Here is a 24,053-nt window from a genome sequence, read left to right on the forward strand (position 1 = left end):
AGGCTAAAAAATGACTGAAAAGTATGCAATTGGTGTTGATTATGGTACTCAATCTGGTCGCGCAGTGCTTGTTTCATTAGAAAATGGGCGGGAAATCGCTGATCATGTAACATCTTATCGTCATGGTGTTATAGATGGAAAATTGCCTGGAACGGATATTGAATTAGGCTATGAATGGGCTTTACAACATCCACAAGACTACCTAGAGGTATTAGAGAACTCAATTCCTGCTGTTTTACAACAATCGCGAGTCAATCCAGATGATATCGTTGGGTTGGGCATCGATTTTACTGCGTGTACGATGCTACCAATTGATGATGAGGGAGAGCCTTTATCGAATAATCCAGCGTTAAAAAACAATCCGCATAGTTGGCTTAAGTTATGGAAACACCATGCGGCACAAGATGAAGCTAACAAGTTGAATACCATTGCAGAACAAAGGGGAGAAGCCTTTTTACAAAGATATGGTGGGAAGATTTCCTCAGAATGGATGATCGCTAAAATTTGGCAAATTTTAAATGAAGCACCTGATATTTATGAGCAAACAGATCGTTTTGTTGAAGCGACTGACTGGGTGACGTCAAAGCTGACGGGCAATTTAGTTCGTAATAGCTGTACGGCAGGTTATAAATCAATCTGGCATAAAAAAGATGGCTATCCGAGTAAAGAATTCTTTAAAGCACTCGATCCTCGTTTAGAAAATCTAACGGATACGAAACTTCGTGGTGAGGTCGTGTCTATTGGAACGAAGGCGGGAGGGCTGACTGCAGAAATGGCCAAGCGCATTGGATTAAATGCTGGAATGGCGGTTTCCGTCGGCAATGTCGATGCGCATGTCTCGGTCCCGGCGATGGGTGTAGCTGAGCCTGGAAAACTTGTTATGACAATGGGTACATCCATTTGTTCTTTGTTATTAGGGGAACAGGAGAAAGAAGTAGAAGGTATGTGTGGAGTCGTTGAAGACGGAATTATTCCAGGGTTTTATGGTTATGAGGCAGGTCAGTCTGCAGTCGGAGATATCTTTGAATGGTATGTCAATCAAGCTGTACCAGAATATGTTGAACAAGCGGCTAAAGAAGAAGGACTCAATGTTCATCAGTGGTTAGAGAAAAAGGCCTCAAACTATCAACCGGGTGAGACTGGATTATTGGCATTGGATTGGTGGAATGGCAATCGTTCCACTTTAGTAGATACTGATCTTAGTGGGCTGCTGCTTGGAATGACTTTGCAAACAAAGCCAGAAGAAATTTACCGAACGCTACTTGAAGCTACGGCATTTGGGACGCGTAAAATTGTGGATGCCTTCACCAATAGCGGATTAGCTGTCAATGAATTATATGTTTGTGGAGGATTACCTCATAAAAATAAACTATTAATGCAAATCTATGCGGATGTTACGAATCGAGTTATTAAAGTGGCAGACTCGTTCCAAACGCCAGCATTAGGAGCAGCGATGTTTGGTGCAGTTGCTGCTGGAACTGCAAATGGAGGATTTGATTCCATATTAGATGCAACAAAGAAAATGGCACGTATAAAAGATGAAGTAATTACACCGATTCCTGAAAATGTAGTTGTATATGACAAAATCTATCAAGAGTATTCGATTCTACATGAGTATTTTGGTCGTGGAGAAAATGATGTGATGAAACGGCTACGTGCCATTCGATCTGAAGTAAAGTAATCTACTAATTGGAGGAATAACTATGCTAGCTATTAAACCTTATGAATTTTGGTTTTTAACAGGAAGTCAGGACCTTTATGGTGAAGAAACACTGCTAGAAGTTGAGAATAACTCAAAAGAAATTACTAAACAACTAAATGATAATGGAAATCTTCCATATAATATAACGTTTAAAACGATTTTAACGAATGCGAATGATATTCGGAAAATAATGCTGGAAGCGAATAGTGATGAAAATTGTGCTGGTGTGATCACGTGGATGCATACATTTTCTCCGGCAAAAATGTGGATTGCTGGTCTTGCTGCATTGCAAAAGCCGTTACTCCATTTGAATACGCAATTTAATCGCGATATTCCTTGGCAAGCTATTGATATGGACTTTATGAATACCAATCAATCTGCACATGGTGACCGTGAATACGGTTTTATCGGAACACGTATGAACATCTCACGTAAAGTAATCGTTGGTCACTGGTCAAATAAAGATGTTACAGAGAAGATAGCTAGCTGGATGAACACGGCAGTAGCTGTTACAGAAGGCACGAATATTAGAGTGGCGCGTTTTGGTGATAACATGCGTAATGTCGCTGTGACAGATGGCGACAAAGTAGAAGCACAAATTATATTTGGCTGGACAGTAGATTATTATGGTATTGGCGATCTCGTAGCAGAAATGGCAATAGTGTCGAATGATGCCATTGAGAGTCTATATAAAGAATATGAGACGTTGTATGAGCTACCTGAGGAAGCGAATGAGCCGGGTCCTGTCAGAGATTCAATCTTAGAGCAGGCTCGCATTGAATTAGGATTAAAGTCATTTTTGTCAGCTCGAAATTATAATGCATTTACTACCAATTTTGAGGATCTACATGGCATGAAACAGCTGCCGGGATTAGCAGCTCAACGTCTAATGGCAGAAGGTTATGGTTTTGCGGGGGAAGGGGACTGGAGAACAGCGGCCTTGTTGCGCATGATGAAAGTAATTGCCAATAATCAAGGGACTTCGTTTATGGAAGATTATACGTACCACTTGGAGCCGGGCAATGAAATGGTATTAGGCTCGCATATGCTAGAAATTTGCCCAACAATCGCAGCAACAAAGCCGCGTATTGTTGTTCAACCTCTTGGTATTGGCGGCAAAGAGGATCCAGCCCGACTCGTGTTTGATGGACAAGGGGGGAGTGCAGTTGTTGCTTCATTAATTGAATTAGGGGGCAGATATCGTCTCGTTGTCAATGCTGTTCAAGCCCAGCATTCAATGGCAGAAACACCAAATTTACCAGTGGCAAAGGTTTTATGGAAACCGGAACCTTCACTTAGTGAAGCAGCTGAGTCATGGATTTATGCTGGTGGAGCGCACCACACAGTATTTTCTTTAAACGTTACAACAGATCAATTATATGAATTTGCCGATATGGCAAATATTGAATGTGTTGTCATTGATAATGCAACGAATGTTAGACAGTTGAGAAATCAATTGAAGTTAGGCGAGGCAGTTTGGCAGTAAAGGCTATCATGAAATGAATTCTGATGATATAAGGGTTTTCAATATATAACATGTATGTTCTGAGGAGGTAATTTTACTATGCATACAACAGATAGTTTAATACAGCAGCTAGAGGAAATGGGTATTGACCGGGATGGAACAGTAATCGTTCATTCTTCAATGAAAAGTATTGGTGATGTAGAAGACGGCGCAGATACAGTACTTGATGCATTGTCCACTTTTATGGAAAAGGGTCTACTCGTTTTCCCTACACATACATGGCAATATATCAACAAAGATAATCCGAAGTTTTATGTAGAAAGCTCGCCTTCACATATAGGGATATTAACGGAGCAGTTTAGAAAGCGCCCAAATGTTATTCGTTCTTTACACCCTACACATTCAGTAGCAGCGCTAGGCGAGGGGGCATTATCGTTTACAGCTGATAATGAAAAGTTTGATACCCCTTGCGCGAGGGGATCATCGTGGTGGAAACTGTTAGACCGTGAAGCGAAGATATTGTTAATAGGCGTCGATTTGCGGCGGAATACATTTATCCATGGGATAGAGGAATGGTTGGGAATACCCAATCGAGTGACTGATGCTCATGAACAATTATTCACTGTGCTTTCAAATGGAAAGGAAATATCTGTACCATCTCGAAGACACTATGGTTTAGATTGGTCAGCACACTATTGGAAGGTTGAGGGGATTTTAGCAAAAAAGGGAGCAATTCAGTATGGGGAATTTGGCGATGCTACCGTGCTTGTTTGCGACACTGTTAAGCTAACCCGGTATATAACTGAAATGTTGACTATTAATCCGGAGTTGTTTTCTGATAATGAACCATTAGCAGAGGTAATAATTTAATTTTAAAAACACAGGGCTATATTTTAATATAACCCTGTGTTTTTCTGTACAGAGGAATGTTAGCGATAGCACTTATACAAATTTTAAAAATGAATTTCTTCAAATCAGTTTTGGTACCTAAGCTGTATTTGTATGTTCAACAAATAAATAAAATCTATTAGTCGGAGGAGAACATGGGAAAGAAAATCACGGTTTTTCTGGTGGTATTGTGTGCACTTGTGTCATTTACGATGATTGCCCATGCGGATAATCCTATTATTAAAGATCGTTTCTCTGCTGATCCAGCTGCATTGGTCCATGATGGTAAGGTTTATCTATATACGGGTCATGATGAAGCAAGACCTAGTGGAAACACCTTTGTGATTAAAGAATGGAATGTATTTTCTTCCGATGACCTTGTGAACTGGGAGCTTGAAGGTCATTTACCTCGGACGGAATTTAAGTGGGCTCGAAGGGATAGTGCTTGGGCTTCCCAAGCGATTGAAAGAGATGGTCAATTTTATTGGTATGTAACAGTCTTCAACGGAGATCCTGCTGACCCGGGTTATTCAATAGGTGTTGCGCAATCGAATCATCCGGCAAAGGGATTTAAAGATGCACTCGGCGGCCCGCTTATTACACCGAGCATAACTACAGATCCAGAATATATGGGAAAAGTGCCGTGGGATGATATTGATCCGTCTGTTTTTATCGATAAAGATGGTCAGGCTTATCTCTATTGGGGAAATACGCATCTTTATTATGTGAAATTGAACGACAATATGATCGAACTGGATGGTGATATTCAACGTGTGGAAATCGCAAATATGCCGGTTGGCTATACGGAAGCTCCTTGGCTTCATGAATATGACGGGCAGTATTACTTGACCTATGCAATGAACTATCCAGAAGAGATTGGTTATGCCGTGAGCGACAGTCCTGAAGGACCTTGGACGTATAAGGGCAAGTTGATGGATAAGCTGCCAGGAAGTTCAACGAGTCATCCTGCTATTATTGAGTTTGAAGAGCAATGGTATTTTATCTATCATGGGGCTACTTTACCTACAGGAGGTGAGGTTAGGCGCTCGACTTCGATTGAAAAAATGTATTATAACCCAGATGGAACCATTCAAAAAGTAGTACCAACTGTATCTGGTATAAGTGATCATAGTTATTTAATACAAGCTTATAGCGATGCGGATCGCTATGTGCGTCATATGGGAATTGGACTTCAAGTGACATCTATAAAAAAAGAAAACTCGAATTATAAATGGCATGTCGTACCTGGGTTAGCAAATAATCATGAAACATATCTATCATTTCAATCGGATAGTAAGCCAGGTTTTTATATGAAGAGAAAAGACCAGCAAATAGTGATGGCTAAGAATGACGGAACGGATAGTTTTAAAGAAGCAGCAACATTTCAAGTTGTTCCGGGTTTAGCTGATAAAAAAGCATCCTCCTATCAGGCATACGGCGATGATTTATATTTGTATCACGATGAGGATAATCAATTGATGTTAACAATGATGAACGCAGCACAAGATAGCGAACGTGCAACTTTTCGACTGGAGGGCGGAAAGCTGAATGCGGATAAGGATGAAGTAACTGTAGAAGCAATTAATGTGGATGAAATACCTGTGCCTGCTAGTCGAATTTATGTACCTTTAGGCATCATTGTCCTTGGATTAGCAATAACAACTACAATGTATGCGACGAGGAGGAAAAATAAGAATAGATAAATTTTCAAGGTGGCAAATTCAACTTATGCGTTCAATTCCGCTATATACGAATAATTAAACAATGATTTTAATGAATTAACCTATTGAAAAATGAGTAACGAAGGTGAGAAATTCATGAATAGTGAATATATTAAGATAATAAGAGCCAAATACCATTGACAACCAATAATTTAACTACTATAATTTAAAATAAAGTGACGTACGTACGAGTTGCGTTCTCGATTTCATTCAGATACGTACATCTAAAAAGAGTAATTAAAATGTTTGGTATATTTCGACTCTTTATGAAAGCGCTTAAACTTAAGGCGCTTATTATACGCTATAATAAGCGCCTATTAAAAATTGACTATTGAAAATTTGGAGGTGATATTTTGAGTACTATGAATATTAAGAAAATATGGATTGTTGGTGTTATGTTAGCATTAGTCATTTTTCAACATCCAAATCCGGCTATTCATGCACAAGATGATAAAGATAAATCAAAAGGAAATACCGTTGTAGAGGGTGCAGCATCTATCCTGGAGAGTAAATACAGTTCATACATAAAAGAACATCGAGGGAAGTCCTATCAGGGTAACGATATAGTTTTGGATAAGCCGGAAAATTGGGTGACGGATACATCTTTATTGACTTCCAATGATGAAAAGGCTGCTTTAAGAATTAAGCAAAATGATGAAGCGAACATAACCATCCAGGCTCCAGAAACGGCATCTTATTTAATCGGTTTACAGTATTCCACTGAGGGAGATAACATATTACCCACGCAACTTGAAATGAAGGTCAATGGACAATTTCCTTTTTATGAATTAAGAAACTTAATATTTGAAAGTAGATGGGAAGTACCTAACGAAACGCTGAAAGATAAGTACGGTAATGAAATTGTTCCGCAACCGAACAAGGTAAAGGAATGGCAAGAAAAATTTATTAGCGATGCAAGTTATCGTAGTAGTGAACCTTTTTATATCGAGTTACAAAAAGGAGATAATGAGATTACTTTTCGTACGATCGAAGGTAATATCTTAATTCAATCTATCATACTTGCATCGGTAGATGAGTTGTCTGGTTATCCGGAAGGTAAGGTAGTAGGTAATGAATTTATAGTTATAGAAGGAGAAAATAGTACGTATAAAAATGATTCCTCTATCCGTGCTAGTTCTCTCTATAATATTGATTTGACACCGTATAGTGCCGGAAAACGAGTAATGAATTATTTAGATAGTGATTCATTTAAAAAACCAGGTCACAAGGTCGAATATGAATTTGAAATAGAAAAATCCGGCTACTATTATATGGGAATGATCTACCGACAAAATGTCAAGATAGATTTCCCGGTATTTGTAAACTTGGCGATTGATGGTGACATCCCATTTAAACAATATAAAAATTATCCGTTTGACTATACGCCTGAATTTACGCATACGACAATCCATGACCCTGAAAAGGACGTGGATATACCGATTTACCTTGAAGCTGGAAAACATACAATCAGTTTGACAATCAGTTTAGATCATATAAAGTCGACGATTGAAAAAGTCGAACAATTAACGAAAGAAATTCAAACATTATCATTAGAACTCACTAAATTGACAGGTCCTAGTATTGACCGCAACCGTGATATTGATGTAGAAAAATATATACCCGGTATTACCAAGCAGTTGCAAACTTGGACAGATGAAATGAGTGACCTTTATGAAGGGGTTAAAAAGTATAATCCTAATGTAGCAGAAATAGGGGCATTTTCTTCTCTTAATATAGCAGAAAAACAATTGAAAAGTCTTTCGAAGAATGTGGATAAGTTAATTGTGAGGAAAAATGAATTATCAACGGGAACGAACTCGATTACTGCACATTTAGGGAATTTACTGCAAGAAATTATCAATAACGGCTTAGCTGTCGATAAATTGTATTTCTATCAAGATGCTGAAGATGTTCCAGAAAAAAAAGGGTTTATGAAGAAACAGTTGGCCAAAGTGGAACGTTTGTCGAAGTCGTTTGGTGAACAAGATTATGCAATTGATAATGTAAATCCAGATCACCTACAAGTTTGGGTTAACAGGCCAAGACAATATATTGAAATCATGCAACAACTAATTGACGAACAGTTTACACCATCAACAGGTATTCAGGTCGATATTTCACTAATGCCGGATGAAAATAAGCTTATTTTGTCGAATGCTTCAGGAGATGCTCCAGACGTAGCAGTTGGCGTCAATTATGCACTTCCTTTTGAAATAGCTATAAGAGGAGCCTTACAAGATCTAACGGAATTCGATGATTTTGATGAAGTGAAGAAGAGATTTCCTGAAGGTTTACATGTTCCAGCTACAGTGAAAAATGGCATTTATGCTTTGCCAGATACGATGAATTTCTGGGTGTTATTTTACCGTAAGGACATTTTAGATTCATTAGGCCTGCCTGTCCCTGATACACTCGAACAAGTGAAATCCTATCTTCCAGAGTTGCAAAGAAAAGGGATGAACTTCTTTTATCCGACAGCAGGTATGGCGGGTCTAAAGACCTTTGCTAGTACAATGCCAATTATTTATCAAAATGGTGGTAACTTTTACGGAGATACCATTGGTCGAACGGCATTAAATGAAGAAGAATCCATTGAAGGTATGCGGCAATTGACAGAACTGTTCACGATATACAATATGCCCTTTGAAGTTCCTAGTTTTTATCAGCAATTTAGGGACACTTCATTACCAATCGGTATATCAGATTATTTCATGTACAATCTGATATTAAATGCAGCACCAGAAATAGCGAATACTTGGGATATTGCATTGATGCCCGGTATTGAAAATGAAGATGGAGAGATTGAAAGATGGTCTGCAGGTGGAGCTGAAAGTAATGTCATTTTTGAGGATTCTGCGAAAAAAGAAGAATCATGGGAGTTCTTGAAATGGTGGTCTAGCACAGACGTACAGATCGCATTTGGTAATAATCTTCAAACGACATATGGTAAAGAATATATTTGGAACACAGCAAATATAGAAGCCTTTGAAGGACTGCCTTGGGTTACAAATCATAAAAATGTAATTCTAGAGCAAACAGAGTGGGTCACAGAAGTACCAAGAGTTCCAGGAAGTTACATGCTTGAAAGAGAAATTAGTAATGCTTATAACTCTATTGTGTTAGATGGAGCAAACTTTAGAACAGCTATTGACTTGGCAAGTAAACGTATCAATCGTGAAACTTTTAGGAAGTTGGAGGAATTTGGCTTTATGAAAAATGGCGAGACTATAGAGCCTTATCCAAATCCAGAGTTTACTAACGAGTAACGGAGGGCAAGTGTATGCAAAAAGACAAAAAGAATCCATATCTCTTTTTGCTTCCATATGTATTATTATTTTCAGTATTTATCATCATCCCGATTGTAATGGCCATTTACCTATCATTTACGAATTTTAATACCATTGAAACACCTAACTTTATCGGGTTTTTAAACTATCTTAACTTGTTAACGCAGGATGAAATATTTATGCAATATGTCTTGCCTAACACTGTATTGTTTGCGGTAATTGTTGGACCAGGAGGATATATATTATCCTTCCTGCTGGCTTGGAGCTTATCACAATTAACAAGAGTGCCACGTATGATCTTGGCATTAATTTTCTATTCACCATCTATGACATCGGGTGTAGCAATGGTTGTTGTTTGGAAAGTCTTGTTTAGTGGTAATCAGGCTGGTTATGTAAATAGCATATTGATGAAATTTGGTATTCTCACAGAACCACTGATATTTTTACAGGATACTAGATTTATCATGTTAATTATGATTATTGTAGCCCTTTGGGGAAGTATGGGTGTTGGATTCTTAGCTATGCTTGCAGGTGTTCTAAATGTAGATGAAACACTCTATGAGGCGGGCGCTATTGATGGTATTCGAAATCGCTTCCAAGAGCTATTTTACATTACGATTCCATCAATGAAACCACAAATGTTGTTTGGTGCAGTAATGGCTATTGTCGGAACTTTTTCTACCGGAGTTATTGGTGTGGCACTGACAGGATCGAACCCCACACCCTCATATGCGGGACAACTAATTGTAAACCATATTGAAGACTATGGATTTATTCGATTTGAAATGGGTTATGCAGCAGCACTTTCAGTTGTATTATTGCTGATTATTTTCTTGTTTTCTTATATCTCGAAAAAGCTGTTTAGCGAATCCTAAGAGAGGAAAGATTCTATGGCCTTAAAAGTTAGTGGTAATAATCCAAGTAAATTTAATAGGAGTCAAATTAAGTTTTATGTATTTTTAATACCCTTTGCATTGTTCATGATGCTTCCGATTCTCTTTATCATCAATCATGCCTTTAAACCATTAGATGAACTATTTGCGTTTCCACCGCGATTTTTCGTCAATGCACCAACATTTGATAACTTTAGAAATTTGTTTGATTTGGCGAATACGTCCGGAATCCCTTTAAGTAGATATGTGTTGAACAGTTTAATTGTCACAGTTGCAGTTGTATTCTTTTCTATCATTATTTCTGCGATGGCAGGGTTTGTTCTGTCGAAAAAGCAATTTAGAGGAAAAAAAGCACTTTTTGAAATCAATAATGTTGCCTTGATGTTTGTACCAATTGCAGTTACCATCCCTAGATTTTTAACGATTTCATTCTTAGGGATTGATGATACATTTTTTGCTCATATTTTGCCATTGCTTGCTATGCCAGTAGGGCTGTTTTTGATCAAACAGTTTATTGATCAGATTCCGGATGCCTTAATTGAAGCGGCCATTGTTGATGGAGCAAATGATTTTCAAATCTTTTGGAAAATTATTCTGCCGCTCATCAAACCAGCGTTGGCAACTGCTGCTATTTTAGTATTCCAAGTAGTATGGAATAACGTAGAAACATCAACATTGTTTACGACGAGTGAAAATATGCGTACATTAGCATTCTTTATGAATACACTTGCAGTAAATACGAATGTTGTTGTTGGACAAGGTATGGCAGCCGTTGCATCCCTTATTATGTTTATTCCGAACTTAGTTTTATTCATTATTTTACAAAGTAGTGTAATGAACACGATGTCACATTCAGGGTTAAAGTAGGTGTAAAAATGTTGGGTAAGAAAAGGTATATATCATTTTTGATTAGCATTGCACTCTTCTTCTTTATCAATCAAAATGTGATATTTGCAGGTACAGCATATAAGACATTTACAGAAGATGGTTACGGAAATTATGTAGAAACGCAATCTGCCTACACAGTTTCTAATACCATTGTAAAATTTGGTGATGAACTTTTCTCGCAGCCATCTGATCTAGCGATTGGTGATGATCAACTTCTCTATGTCTCTGATACTGGAAATCATCGAATTCTGGTCGGTGATAAACAAGGAAATCTAATCCGTATCATTGGTGAAGAAGTGTTAAAGAAACCGAATGGTATTTTTCTATCGGAGGATAACAAATTATATGTAGCTGATGAGACAGCGGCAAAAGTATTTGTATTCTCTTTAGAAGGGGAGTTACTAGCGGAATTTGGTAAGCCTGATAGTATCTTATTTGGTGAAAAAGCTAACTTTGTCCCTGAGAAACTTGCTGTAGATCGTCGTGATAATATTTACATTATTTCTCGTGGTAATTCAAATGGTATTATTCAAATTAATGCTAATAACGGAGAGTTTATAGGGTATTTTGCACCGAATAAGACCATGGTTACGCCGCTAACTGTTTTTAGAAAAGCAATATTTACAGATGAACAGCTTAGCAAAATGATTGATACAATCCCTTCGACAGCTAAGAATCTTAACCTTGATGACAAAGGTCTTGTCTACACCGTTTCTCAAGGTGAACAAATAGAAGCAATCAAGAAATTGAATATGGCGGGAAAAAATATTATTGGAACAGATCTTTTTGACGCTTTTCCAGTGACAATTGATGTTGGATCACTAGAAAATGTTTTTGTCGCAGGTGAGAATGGTTTTATCTATGAGTACACCAGTGAAGGGAACTTGCTATTCGTGTTTGGAGGGCAAGATGATGGACGGCAGCGTGTAGGTCTTTTCAATAAAATTTCAGCCATTGCATTGGATGAAAATGATTCGATTTTCGCATTAGACTCTGAGAAAAAACAAATTCAAGTATTCGAACCCACGGAATTTGCAAGTTTAGTCCATAAAGCATTAACACTTTATCAAAATGGAGACTATGAAGGTAGTAAAGCACCGTGGCAAGAAGTTATTAAGCTAAATAGTTTATTCGATTTTGCAAATCTAGGACTTGGTGAAGCGTATTTTAAAGATGAAAATTACGTGGATGCTTTAGCGTCATTTAAACTAGCAAAATATAAACCGGGTTATTCCGATTCGTATTGGGAACTTCGTAATAAATGGATGCGTGAAAATATCATTGCATTACTGTTTATAATTATTGCATTATTTATTATTAACAAAGTAATTAGTAGAATTGAAAAAAAGTATCGATTCTGGTCTGAGTTTAAAACGAAGATAGATAATAAGTACAATCTTAAGTTATTGAAAGATCTTGCTTTTGTGAAAAATTTTATACGTCATCCGCTGGATAGCTTTTACAGCATTAAATATGAAAATAAGACAAGCATTCTATCATCGACTATTTTAATGTTTGTGTTCTTTATCATTTATTTATTAGAAAAGTACTATTCAGGTTTCATTTTTGGGACTATTGAAGAAGGAGATTTTGCGCTTGGTTCTGATTTTGCCCTAGTGTTTGGCGCGCTGCTGTTAGTGATTATTTCAAATTACCTCATTTGTACGATAAATGATGGTGAAGGGCGCTTTAGGCATATCTATAGTGGTTTTATCTATTCTTTTGCCCCCTATTTTATCATCAAACCGTTTGTCATCATTGCAAGTAATTTCTTAACTTTTAATGAAGCTTACTTACTGAGTCTGACAAACGTTATTATTTATGTTTGGGTAGCTATATTACTCGTTATCATGATTAAAGATATCAATGATTATTCAATAAAAGAAACGATTAAAATAATCTTTTTGACGATGTTTACGATATTAATAGCTGTCTTACTTATCTTTATTGTTTATGTATTAATTTCACAATTGATATCATTTGTGATGTCAATAATTAATGAGGGGGTGTATCGAATTGAAAATGGTTAACATTAAAACCGTTATCAAACCCATCCTTTTTATAGTCTTGTTATTGGCTGTAATAATCTATTTGTTTACGGGAAAAGAATCAAAAGAAATTGTAGGTCCGCCGAAAGTGCCTGAACCAACAGTTACTGAAGGTTCGAAGGAAGAAGAGGGGTCTAGTGAAGGTGTAACACAGCCTGAAGTAGCTGCACCTGAGCAACTAGGTAAAGATGATAAAACATCGGAAAATAGGGCGGGATTTTACGATGTAACACAACAAGAAATTGATGGTCATCGATTTGTCGTAGCGAATGATCAACAAGAAATGTACATGAAGGAAGAAAATCTATCCATCATAATGAGGGATAAAAAAACGGGTGCAGTTATGTATTCAACGGTTGACAAGCCGGTGAAGAGTAATGAGGAATGGACGAACTTCATGAGATCGTCCATTGTTCTGGAGTATCTTGTAGGTACCAATATTGTTGTTTACCGTGCAGATATGTATTCAGGAAATCCAGAAAAGAAAATAACCTATACATCAGATGGTTTTGTAGCAAATATCTATTATCCGGAGCTAGAAATTTCTTATGAAGTGCAAGTACTTTTAACAGATGAAGGCTTTAAAGTGGAAATTCCACAAGATAAAATTACAGAGGATAATAGTAAGTACAAAGTGGCAGGCGTATATGTCTATCCTTTCTTAGGTTACTCAAAGCTAGATGATCGAGAAGGCTATATGTTCATACCTGATGGTTCTGGGGCTTTGATTCGTTTGAAAGATAACGATGGTAAATTTAAACAACCCTATTCTGAAATGGTTTACGGTTCCAATGTGGGGATAGATGATTCATATGTTTTATCCCTATTTAATCAAATGAATCCTTTTAATAAACCAGAACGTATTTTGGCTCCAGTGTTTGGTATGGTTCAAACAGATTTAGCAATGGGCTATTTAGGGATTATTGAAGAAGGTCAATTTAGTGCAAAGGTTGAAGCGTATCCAAGCGGTGCAATTATCCCGTATAACTGGATTACAGCTAAGTTTATTTATCGCCAGGTGTATAACCAACCAACGAGTAAGGATTCCGGAACAATGGTTGTACGTCAAAAGAATATGAATAACTTTGACATTAAGGTTCGTTATGATTTTGTATCTGAAGACAAAGCGGATTATGTAGGTTTGGCTGAAAAATATCGTACATATTTACTGTCCAATAAATTGATTACTGAAAAGGGTAATGAATTTAAAGTACGAGTGGATTTATTGGGTTCAGATATAGAAAAAGGGTTAGTCTTTAACAAAGATATACCGATGACTACTTTTGAACAGGCAAGTGAAATTTTCAATGATTTGCAAGACAATGGTGTAAAAGATATTTTGTCTATTTATAAGGGTTGGCAAGATAATGGCTACTACGCAAGTTTACCCGTTCGATCCTTTAAAACAGAATCGAAGTTAAGTGATGAAATGAAAATACAGGACTTAATACAGGAGACGAAAGATAAAAGTATCGACCTGTACCTTGGTCACGACGCATTGAGAATTAACGGAGAAGAACAAGGAAATACGAAATATAAAGTAATGAAAAAGTACAATAAGCAAGCTTATAATGAAAACGTTTATGGTAAAGTTTACAACTCTTTTGGTTACTTAAATCCTCAATCTTCTGCAGATATTATGGATAAGATGAAAAAGGAATATAAGGATAATGACGTTGAAAATATTATGATTAGTGGAATTTCGAATGAGCTCTTTTCTTACAGTGAGGGCAGTAAGGAATTTGATCGGATCAAGACCAAAGAATACTATGAAACGATTGTGGCTGATTATAGTGACAACTTTAATTTATTATTAGAGCAGCCATTTTCTTATCTATGGGATTATACAAACAAAGTTGTTGACCTTCCGATGAAGTCATCTAATTACGTGTTTACAGATGAGGAGATTCCATTCTTAGCGCTAACGTTGAGAGGAATTGTTCCATTATATTCGGAGTACACCAATTTTCAGGCAAACCAAAAAGAATTTTTCTTACAGCTAGTGGAACAAGGGGTGAATCCATCCTTCTATATCACACACAAAGACCCGTCAGAATTGCTGAACACCAATTCTTCACATATTTATAGTTCGAAATATGATCGTTACGATGAAATGATACAAACTTACTACCAGGAATTAAAGGAAGTCTACGAGCAAACAGAGGGTTCTATCATTCAGGATTATAATCGTTCCAATGGCGTTACCGAAGTAACTTATGGCAACGGTACAATCATTTATGTCAACTATCAGAAACAAGACGTCCAGTTCGACGGACTAACCATTAAGGGCTTGTCTTATAAGGTGGTGCAAGACCATTGAGAATAAAAAGAAAAACGATTTACGGTTATTTATTTATCATGCCATGGCTAATAGGTTTTTTATTATTAGTACTATGGCCGTTAATCCAATCTTTTTATTTTAGCTTAAATAATATGAGGATTACGCCAATTGGATTAAAGTTTAAATTCGTAGGATTTAATAATTACTTGGATGTCTGGTTGAAAGATATGTTTTTCATCCAAGAATTATTGCAATTTCTTGTGAATACGGCACTCAGGGTACCTGTTATTGTCGTATTTGCTTTGATTATTGCCATGCTATTAAATGAAAAGGTTAAATTTAAAGGAGCTTTTAGAACAATATTCTTTTTACCTGTCATTGTAGCAAGTGGACCAGTTATTGATCAGCTAATTGGTCAAGGTGCAGCAACTATTCCGCTGGCTGACCAAGAGGTTATTATTACAACTTTACATCAGTTCCTGCCAATGTGGTTTGCACAAGTGATTGGTGAATTATTTAATCAAATCATTATCATTCTATGGAACTCAGGTGTACAAATTTTGCTCTTTCTTGCTGTGTTACAAAAAATTGACCCGCAGCTATATGAGGCAGCGAAAATTGATGGAGGTTCTGGCTGGGAATGTTTTTGGAAAATTACACTACCAACCATTAAGCCAATTATTTTGATCAATTTAATTTATACACTTGTGGCATTGGCAAATAGTAATCAGAACCCAATTATTAACTTAATTTATACCAATATGTTTTCGGCAACGAGAGGCTATGGCTTTGCGTCTGCTATGGCCTGGATGTATTCAATTGTTACGACAATCTTATTGATTATTATTTTCTTGATTTTCCGAGAGAAAAAGCCTAAAAGAATACTATAGAAAGGAGGCAAACCATGTCATTGCAAAAATCAAAAGGTTTTTCTTCAATAATGAAAAATCCTGCTATTAGCAACAAAGAGAAATTTAGAATGGTCCAAGGAAAGGCATTTCGATTTCTCTTTGGTTTTAATGATAGAAGGGGTTTTGTTTTAAAACTACTTACATACACATTGCTCATTAGTATTGGTTTTGTGTACTTATATCCAATGCTACATATGTTTGTAACGAGTATTAAATCATTAGAAGATTTGCTTGATATGTCGATTAAGTGGTTACCTTCTACTATCTATACAAGTAATTATGAACAAGCCTATTCTGTAATGAATATAAAAACGGCTTTTAAAGGGAGTTTACTACTGGCCTTACTACCAACTATTTGTCAGGTGGTGGTCGCCTCCCTTGTAGGATTTGGCTTAGCTAGATACAATTTCCCGTTGAAGAAGCTGTTCTTTGGACTGATGATTTTCAGTTTTATCATCCCACCACAAATTTTGATGATGCCGATGTATCGTCTACTAAGTGCCTTGGAATTAACGGGATCTTTAAATGCTTTTATTGTTCCAGCTCTGTTAGGACAGGGATTAAATAGTACAATTTTCATTTTGATTTTTTATCAATTTTTCAAACAAACACCAGAAACATTATATGAGGCGGCGGAGGTAGATGGTGCGAACCAATTTACCATTTTCTTCAAAATAGCTATCCCAATGGCAGTCCCAGCCTTTATCGTTTCATTCTTATTCTCATTTGTTTGGTATTGGAATGAAACCTATTTAACTACACTTTATCTAACGAGTCGATCAACGGATATAACGACAATCTTATTACAATTACAGCAGTTTGAACAAAATTATGAGGCAATGTATCCTGTCACTGCAAATAGCCCGAATAAAATTAATGAAGGCATTAAAATGGCGGGGACAGTAATTAGTATTTTACCATTACTAATCGTTTACTTTTTTCTACAAAGATACTTTGTTGAAAGTGTCGACAAAAGTGGTATTACTGGTGAGTAATCACTGTGATATAAATTGTTTATTATAAAGGAGGAAATAATTATGAAACGAAAATCACTCGCTGGTCTTGCTTTTCTACTTTTGCTGATTTTACTGATGGCAGTTGGTTGCTCGAATGAAGAAACTCCAGCGGATGGAGAAAAAGGGGACGATAAAGGGACTGAAGAAGGTAGTAAAGAGTTGTCATTAGAACCGATGACAACAGAAGACATTACGCTGTCGTATGCATCTTGGGCGAATAGTGCTCTCAATCAAGAGTTAGCAGATAAGTTTATGGAGATGTATCCAAATATTACAGTTGAGCTCGTTCAATTAGAACAAGAAGGTTGGAATGATCACTTAACAAACCTAGCGAGTACAGGTGAGTTACCAGATGTATTTTGGTATATGGGAAATGTGGACATTGCGATTCGAAATAGCTGGCTAGGTGACCTGACAGAGTACTTTGAAAACGATCCGGAGTCTGCCAATGTTTTGTCGACAGTAAAGGACGCAGGCTATTTTGATGGTGAAAGAAAACTTGCGGCCCCGGTAGCTTATCAACCCTATACAATCTTTTTAGATGAAAACCTATTCAATAAGATGAATAAGGATATGCCTTCAGCTGATTGGACGTATAGCGAAATGATTGATTTAATGAAAGAAATGACCGTTCCTGAGCAAGGGATTTACGGATACAATTCATTCACGAAATTAGTAACAATGGCACCAATCGTTAATACAGATGGTAATGGAGAATTCGGTTGGGATGGAGAGCAATACGATCTTACAAAGGATTGGGCCGATGCGACAAGCTTACATGCCGAACTACTGAGAAGTGGTGTACATGCTCCGCTATTCGATACCGATGAAGCTGAAGCTGCTTTCGGTGACCGCTTACTGTGGGCGGCAAATACTGGCCGTTTAGCGATGCAATTAGATGCATGGTGGTCAGTTGGATTATTTTCACAACCTGAATTTATGGAAAAAGGTATGAAGTGGGTTCCGTATGTTGTTCCAAAAGGTGATAAGGCAGAAACATTGCATAAACCAGCGTTTATTGACTTCGGTTCATTTTCATCCGCTACCGAGCATCCGCGTGAAGCGTATGAGTTATTGAAATTCTTTGGATGGGGTCAAGAAGGATGGCAAACAAAATTACAAGCATTTAAAACATTGGAAAATGAAGATGGTTCATTACTATTTAAACATCCAGACGGATTACCGTTAATCGAGGATGAAGCAATTTGGAATGAATTAAGAGCATTACTTCCAGAATCTCAGTATTACACTGATTTCTTAGAACGAGCAAAAGAACCAATTCCATTAGGAGGAGCTTCGCAACCTGGATTCCAAACGTTCTTGGATGAAGTTTACTTTGGTGGAGAATACGGAGATGTTGAGGCGGCTATTATCAATGGGGATGTAAACGCCCATGACATTGCTGATGATTTAACGGAAAAGATTAATCAGTACAGAGAAGACGCATTAGAAGAATTATTTTTTTGATGAATAAATGAATGATGGATAGTTTGTCCGATTAGTTGGCAGGTAAATTCTTGTAAGTGAAGAATTTATCTGCCTCTCTTTGATATCAGAAGAAAGGTGTGAAAAGATGATGCTACCACACAATATTCCAAAAGACCGAGAGCATGATGAAAGAATACAGCAAGACGAATTACTTTGGGCAACTCATAATGTGCATGACCCATCTATTTATAAAGAGGGGGATTGGTATTATGTATTCTCAACAGATGCTCAAGAAGGTGGAACATTCAAAGCGGGCATCCAAATTAGAAAGTCGAAGGACTTAGTCAATTGGCAATGGGTAGGACGTGCATTTACAGAAGTACCAGGAGCTGCAAAGAATTGGACTGGTGCAGTTGGTTTATGGGCACCAGATGTTACTAAGTTTGGTGATACTTATTATTTATACTATGCTGCATCACAATTTGGTAAGACACAATCCTTCATAGGTGTTGCAACGAGTACTCATATTGAAGGTCCTTGGATAGACAAGGGTGAAGTCGTCAAGACTGAACAAGATGAAGGCCCAAATGCAATTGATCCTAATATTAGTATTGATGAAAAAGGAGATCCGTGGATGGTATATGGGTCGTTTTTTGGTGGGATTTTCATAGCTAGAATTAATCGTGCAACGGGGAAATTTGCAGAAGAGGGAAAAGGGAAACTGATAGCTAAGCGACATGCTAGTGTTGAAGGAGCCATCGAAGGTCCTTATATTGTTTATAATCCCCATTTTGATTATTATTACTTATTCGTCTCCTATGATTCTCTATTTTCTTCCTACCATATAAGAGTGGCGCGTTCTAAACATATTGAAGGCCCTTATGTGGACAGTAAGGGGCATGAAATGACAAATACTGAACTTCCCCCAAATGATGTTGGGATGAAAGTGCTCGGAAGTTATCAATTTAATGGTGGCCCCGGTTGGATAGCACCAGGTCATAATTCTATTCTAAAGTTACCAGAAGAATATTATGTTGTCCATCATGTTCGTGTGGAAGGCAAGAAAGGGCATTATCTACATATCCGGAAAATTGGCTGGACAGAGGATGGTTGGCCGCTTGTTTCACCGCAACGATTTGCGGGAGAGCAGGAAAAGATGATTGATATGTGGGATGTGTTAGGAAATTGGGAATGTATTTTTTTTGAAAAAGATAATACTGGTAAGGTGGCTGCCCTGAACATAGGCTTTTCTGCCCATCTTAATGATCCTAATGCTTATGTAGTGGAACAACATTCGGGCAATCATTTTACGTTATCTTCTTCTCATCGTCCATCAGTAGACGGAATCATGATCCTAGGATGGGATTGGGAGAAATGGATTGAAACAGTTGTGTTTATGGGGAAGGATAGAGACGGGAATGTTATGGTAGGTAAGCGAAGCGTATAGGAAATTGTAGCTTGCAATAAGCATGTAGAATATCTTTCACTCGTACGGTCTAATATGAGCTTTTTCGGAATCTTTTATTCGCGAAGTGACGAACTGCATGTTATTATAGTAATAATAAAAGATACTTGTACGTTCAATTTAGTTGAAAATAGACAGCTGTAGGGGTGTGCGAATGAAAACAAAGTATAGTATTGTAAGGGACTCTATTAAGACAAAAGTTTTGGATGGAACATATCAGCCAAATCAAAAGATTAGCTCCGAAAGTGAATTAATGGAAGAATTTGGTGTTAGTCGACATACCGTTAGACTTGCGATTGGTGATTTGGTGATTGAGGGATGGTTATATAGGGAGCAAGGTTCCGGGACGTTTTGTGCGGATAGAACTGAAAGTGCGTCACAATTAGCAGGAGAGAAATCGAAGAATATCGCTATCATTACAACGTATATTTCGGATTATATTTTTCCTTCTATAATAAGAGGGGCAGAAAAGTATCTAAGTGAAAATGGTTATAATGTTAGTTTATTCAGTACGAATAATAATCATGAAACAGAGAAAAATGTTTTGGAAACGATCCTCTCACAAAAATTTGATGGGGTTATAGTTGAACCAACAAAAAGTGCAATTGCTAATCCTAATATTAATTATTATTTGAATTTGGAAAACCAAAACATTCCTTACATCATGATTAACTCTTTTTATGATGAATTAGATCCCATTAGTATTACATTAGATGATGAAAAGGGGGGATTTCTTCAAACTGCCCATCTGATGGAATTAGGGCATAAGAATATTGTTGGTTTTTTTAAAACAGATGATAAGCAAGGGGCAAAACGAATGAAGGGCTATTTAAAAGCCCATCGTGACAATCAAATAACGATAATTCCAAAAAATATCATTGGTTATAAAACGGATGAAATGTCTACAAAGCCGTTAGAAGAATTTGAAAGAGTTTTATCGTTGAATAATATTGAATGGCCAACCGCAATTATTTGTTATAATGATCAACTCGCTATGAAGTTATTGGATATTATTCGAGAGCGAAAGTTAAAAGTTCCAGACGATATTTCAATCGTTGGGTTTGATAATTCTTTTTTAGCTAATATATCTGAAGTAAAATTGACGACTGTTCAACACCCTCAAAGTGAATTAGGGGTAACAGCAGCAAAACTAATTGTAGAATTGATAAATGATAAAAATGGTGAAAATAAAAAGGAAATTCACAAAGTAGAATCGGTTATTTTTGAGCCGACATTAGTTGTGAGGAATTCCACAAAAAAGCTCAATGCATAGGGAAGGGATATGTACAGAAGTGAAAGTGAATAGTATTATTTATCCATTAGATGCCCTTTAAAAAGGTATCTTTTTTTTGTGAATTTCGCAATTGGATTAAAGACCTTTATCATGAACGCTTTGTTTAAGTTTCTTGTGAAAAGTAGTCGTAGATTCTATTCGTGAACCAATAACCAAAACAGATGAGTTGTCTGATATTTATCATTTGTACTTGATTTCAGAAAGTGATAAAATAACGCTCGAGAGTGAAAATTGGTACATATACGCATGAGTGGTTCGTTAACGCCTTAAAAGTTATTGACAGCGCTATCATTCAAATGTATACTTTGGTTAGAACTTAATTACAATGAATATTCGGACAAAATATGGTGGTACTAATTGTAAAATATTAGATAGTATAGGGGGAGAAATATTGGGGAAAAAACATCTTTTTTTATCGATACTGGCTTTATTTTCATCGTTAATGTTGATTGGATGTAGTACTGATGTGTTTTGCAAGATAAAAGTGCAGAAGATTGCAAAGGAAAATACACAAGCCTGCCAGCCTTCAAATCAGTATTTATTTCTGACGTGATAAAGCGTTTGTTACTCTAAAACTATCTCCTGTAAAATTCAAAATATGAGCATGATGTATCACTCGATCTACCAATGCAGCAGTCAATCTAGAATCGCTAAAAACACGATTCCATTGGCTAAATTCTAAATTTGAAGTGATAATTAAACTTTTCTGTTCGTACCAATCCGAGATGAGCTGAAAGAGGAGCTCTGCTCCCTCTTTATTGAATGGAACGTAACCCATTTCATCCAATATAATTAAATCCACATTTTTAAAGCGGCATCTAAACTGAGATAGCTTGCCATCTCGCCATGCTCTTTCGAGCGCTTCTCCCAAGTCCGAAACTCTATAAAAGCGAACCTCTAAACCTTGCTTACAGGCCTCATATCCAATACCGGTCGCTAAATGAGACTTTCCAGTTCCAGGAGCACCGGTTAAAATTAAATTTTCATTACGGCCTATAAAATTTAGTGTACATAGCTCATGCGAGTCAATGTGAGCGGGGAAATGAATCTGTTCTTTCCATTGAAATGATGAAAGTGACTTCTTTTGATGAAATTTCGCCTGCTTTATTAATCGTTCGACTTTCGTTTCTTCTCGCAGCTGAAGCTCTTTTTGAAATAAATCTTCTAGAAATTGAGCTGGATTTTCATATGATATACCAGAATAAATATCGTTGACATGAGCTAAACGTAAAGTTTTACACATAGTATCTAAATTTGTAGTCAACGAACCTCACCTTCAATCTCTGGTGCTTTCTGAAGCTGATCATACTTGTTCCAATCAACGTCATAAGGGTGTGCTTCCGGGTCTTTTAAAGCGTCTGTTTGTCCATTCAATAGCTCATAAAACTCATTATTGATTTCATTCATATCATGAGTGGCTAGTAGTGCTAGTACCCAATTTATGCGTTCCTTACGAATCGAAAGATTCGAGATATTAAAGTATTCATATACTCGACCTGGAAGATAAGTTGAAAAACGAGAATAGGGTACTGAACGCGGCTTACTTAACCACGCTTTTAAGATGGATTTCCACGGAATCTCACGATTCTTGTGCATATACGGACGATTATCTTCATACAAGACTTCTCCATGGGGAGATAGTACCTTGAATCGATTCCAATATTTTACGACAGATAAACCTGTATAATTGTAAGCTTTCGGAACATAGACTTTTACTTTGTCTAAAGTGATTTCTCCATATTTATTTGCTTTCACTTTTTCTTCTTTGAAAACAGGATACTCTTCTTCAGGTAACTCCAAAAGATATTGATGCTCTTCCTCCAATAGCTCTTGTAACGGTACTTGTTTTTTATAGTGTATGCGTTGACGATCCGTTGTAAGCTGTTGTTCAAGTAGCCGGGTTAGATATTCCAAATCCTCTATGACGGGTGCTGGAGTTATGAAATTATATCGAACGTAGCCGACTTTATTTTCTACACTTCCTTTTTCGTTGCCGGAATAAGGATTACAGGCTTGGGGTTCAAATCCATAATGATTCGAAAAGTGAAGAAATTCATCTGTGAATACAGCCTCCTCATTTCTGTTCCTTGGTTTAATGACGGCTGTTTTCATGTTATCAATACGGATTTTCTTAGGAATCCCTGCTAGTTGTTTGAATATCATTTTCATGCCATGTAAAAGACACTCTTGATTTTCCGCCGGTAATGGAATTACATAAGCAGCGTTGCTAAAGGGAAGTGACATGACTAGGCAATGGATGTCTTTATATTTTCCATCTTGAACAGCTTGCATCAATCCAAAATCTAATTGTGCCTCAGCGGGAGGGTGGATTAAGCGCTCGTAGTTTTTATCTTTAGTCTCATCTTCAACATCTTCTCTTCCTTCGCGCCATTCTTTAATAAAATATGAGACAGTCCGGTAGGACCCCCTAAACCCCATTTCTTGTAAGGCAGAAAAGATTCCTTTGTTATTCCTTCTTTCTTTTCTTTTGAGCTTTTGATCTTCCCAAAGCCAATCTCCAACAATTTCTCCCCATTTTTGTTCATACATCATTCCTGACTTTTTTCTTTCTATTTCTACAGGCAAATCATCTTCATCTGCATACTTTTTAGCAGTTCTCCAATTGATTCCAAGAGTTTTTGATATGTGATTAATAGATAATGATTTCTGATTCCTCATTAATTTGATACAATTAATTTCAGGCATTGCCAGCATTCCTTTCAACCTCCACTGATTTGATTCGACACCAATACAGTAGAGAAATTT

The 24,053-nt window shown here is 36.9% G+C and carries 17 protein-coding genes; 15 read left to right on the plus strand and 2 right to left on the minus strand.

Features of this window, described 5'->3' with window-relative positions:
• Positions 1 to 10 precede the first annotated feature (10 nt).
• From H7992_RS11460 to H7992_RS11530, 15 genes are all read left to right on the plus strand, one after another.
• A complete protein-coding gene (locus H7992_RS11460) occupies positions 11 to 1,681 on the plus strand; it encodes a ribulokinase (protein WP_187047632.1) in 1,671 nt (556 codons plus the stop codon).
• A 22-nt stretch (positions 1,682 to 1,703) separates the two neighbouring features.
• Positions 1,704 to 3,188 carry an L-arabinose isomerase gene (gene araA / locus H7992_RS11465; protein WP_187047633.1) on the plus strand — a complete coding sequence of 495 codons (1,485 nt, stop codon included), beginning with the start codon at positions 1,704 to 1,706 and terminating at the stop codon, positions 3,186 to 3,188.
• Positions 3,189 to 3,266: 78 nt separating this feature from the next.
• A complete protein-coding gene (locus tag H7992_RS11470) occupies positions 3,267 to 4,037 on the plus strand; it encodes an AAC(3) family N-acetyltransferase (protein ID WP_187047634.1) in 771 nt (256 codons plus the stop codon).
• 173 nt (positions 4,038 to 4,210) lie between these two features.
• The gene (locus H7992_RS11475; protein WP_187047635.1) at positions 4,211 to 5,758 is read left to right on the plus strand and encodes a family 43 glycosylhydrolase; all 1,548 of its coding nucleotides are present in this window, start codon (positions 4,211 to 4,213) and stop codon (positions 5,756 to 5,758) included.
• A 380-nt stretch (positions 5,759 to 6,138) separates the two neighbouring features.
• The gene (locus H7992_RS11480) at positions 6,139 to 9,042 is read left to right on the plus strand and encodes an extracellular solute-binding protein (protein ID WP_255428687.1); all 2,904 of its coding nucleotides are present in this window, start codon (positions 6,139 to 6,141) and stop codon (positions 9,040 to 9,042) included.
• 14 nt (positions 9,043 to 9,056) lie between these two features.
• Positions 9,057 to 9,938, plus strand: coding sequence for a carbohydrate ABC transporter permease (locus H7992_RS11485; protein WP_149579379.1), 882 nt, complete (start codon positions 9,057 to 9,059; stop codon positions 9,936 to 9,938).
• Positions 9,939 to 9,953: 15 nt separating this feature from the next.
• Positions 9,954 to 10,823, plus strand: coding sequence for a carbohydrate ABC transporter permease (locus H7992_RS11490; RefSeq protein WP_149579380.1), 870 nt, complete (start codon positions 9,954 to 9,956; stop codon positions 10,821 to 10,823).
• A gap of 8 nt (positions 10,824 to 10,831) precedes the next feature.
• Positions 10,832 to 12,874 (plus strand): YIP1 family protein, encoded by a 2,043-nt coding sequence (locus H7992_RS11495; protein WP_187047637.1) that lies wholly within the window; start codon positions 10,832 to 10,834, stop codon positions 12,872 to 12,874.
• Entirely contained in the window at positions 12,867 to 15,212 is a 2,346-nt protein-coding gene (locus H7992_RS11500) for a DUF5696 domain-containing protein (RefSeq protein ID WP_255428688.1), read from the plus strand. Before H7992_RS11495 ends, H7992_RS11500 begins: the two co-directional genes overlap by 8 nt.
• The gene (locus H7992_RS11505) at positions 15,209 to 16,063 is read left to right on the plus strand and encodes a carbohydrate ABC transporter permease (protein WP_187047639.1); all 855 of its coding nucleotides are present in this window, start codon (positions 15,209 to 15,211) and stop codon (positions 16,061 to 16,063) included. Before H7992_RS11500 ends, H7992_RS11505 begins: the two co-directional genes overlap by 4 nt.
• A 14-nt stretch (positions 16,064 to 16,077) precedes the next feature.
• The gene (locus tag H7992_RS11510; RefSeq protein ID WP_255428656.1) at positions 16,078 to 17,079 is read left to right on the plus strand and encodes a carbohydrate ABC transporter permease; all 1,002 of its coding nucleotides are present in this window, start codon (positions 16,078 to 16,080) and stop codon (positions 17,077 to 17,079) included.
• A 42-nt stretch (positions 17,080 to 17,121) separates the two neighbouring features.
• A complete protein-coding gene (locus H7992_RS11515; RefSeq protein ID WP_187047640.1) occupies positions 17,122 to 18,567 on the plus strand; it encodes an ABC transporter substrate-binding protein in 1,446 nt (481 codons plus the stop codon).
• A 106-nt stretch (positions 18,568 to 18,673) separates the two neighbouring features.
• Complete coding sequence (locus tag H7992_RS11520; RefSeq protein WP_187047641.1) at positions 18,674 to 19,975, plus strand: arabinan endo-1,5-alpha-L-arabinosidase; 1,302 nt, start codon at positions 18,674 to 18,676, stop codon at positions 19,973 to 19,975.
• 172 nt (positions 19,976 to 20,147) lie between these two features.
• Positions 20,148 to 21,266 carry a GntR family transcriptional regulator gene (locus H7992_RS11525; protein ID WP_187047642.1) on the plus strand — a complete coding sequence of 373 codons (1,119 nt, stop codon included), beginning with the start codon at positions 20,148 to 20,150 and terminating at the stop codon, positions 21,264 to 21,266.
• Positions 21,267 to 21,678: 412 nt separating this feature from the next.
• Complete coding sequence (locus H7992_RS11530; protein ID WP_187047643.1) at positions 21,679 to 21,840, plus strand: hypothetical protein; 162 nt, start codon at positions 21,679 to 21,681, stop codon at positions 21,838 to 21,840.
• Here the strand turns inward: H7992_RS11530 and istB are convergent.
• Positions 21,826 to 22,551: an IS21-like element helper ATPase IstB gene (gene istB, locus H7992_RS11535; protein ID WP_255428599.1), complete on the minus strand. Its 726-nt coding sequence runs from the start codon at positions 22,549 to 22,551 to the stop codon at positions 21,826 to 21,828. The two genes, H7992_RS11530 and istB, sit on opposite strands and share 15 nt — an antisense overlap.
• Positions 22,548 to 24,002, minus strand: a complete 1,455-nt coding sequence (gene istA, locus H7992_RS11540; RefSeq protein WP_187046863.1) for an IS21 family transposase — start codon at positions 24,000 to 24,002, stop codon at positions 22,548 to 22,550. Before istA ends, istB begins: the two co-directional genes overlap by 4 nt.
• Positions 24,003 to 24,053 lie beyond the last annotated feature (51 nt).

The sequence above is a fragment of the Sporosarcina sp. resist genome (assembly GCF_014302295.1).
GTDB lineage: Bacteria > Bacillota > Bacilli > Bacillales_A > Planococcaceae > Sporosarcina > Sporosarcina psychrophila.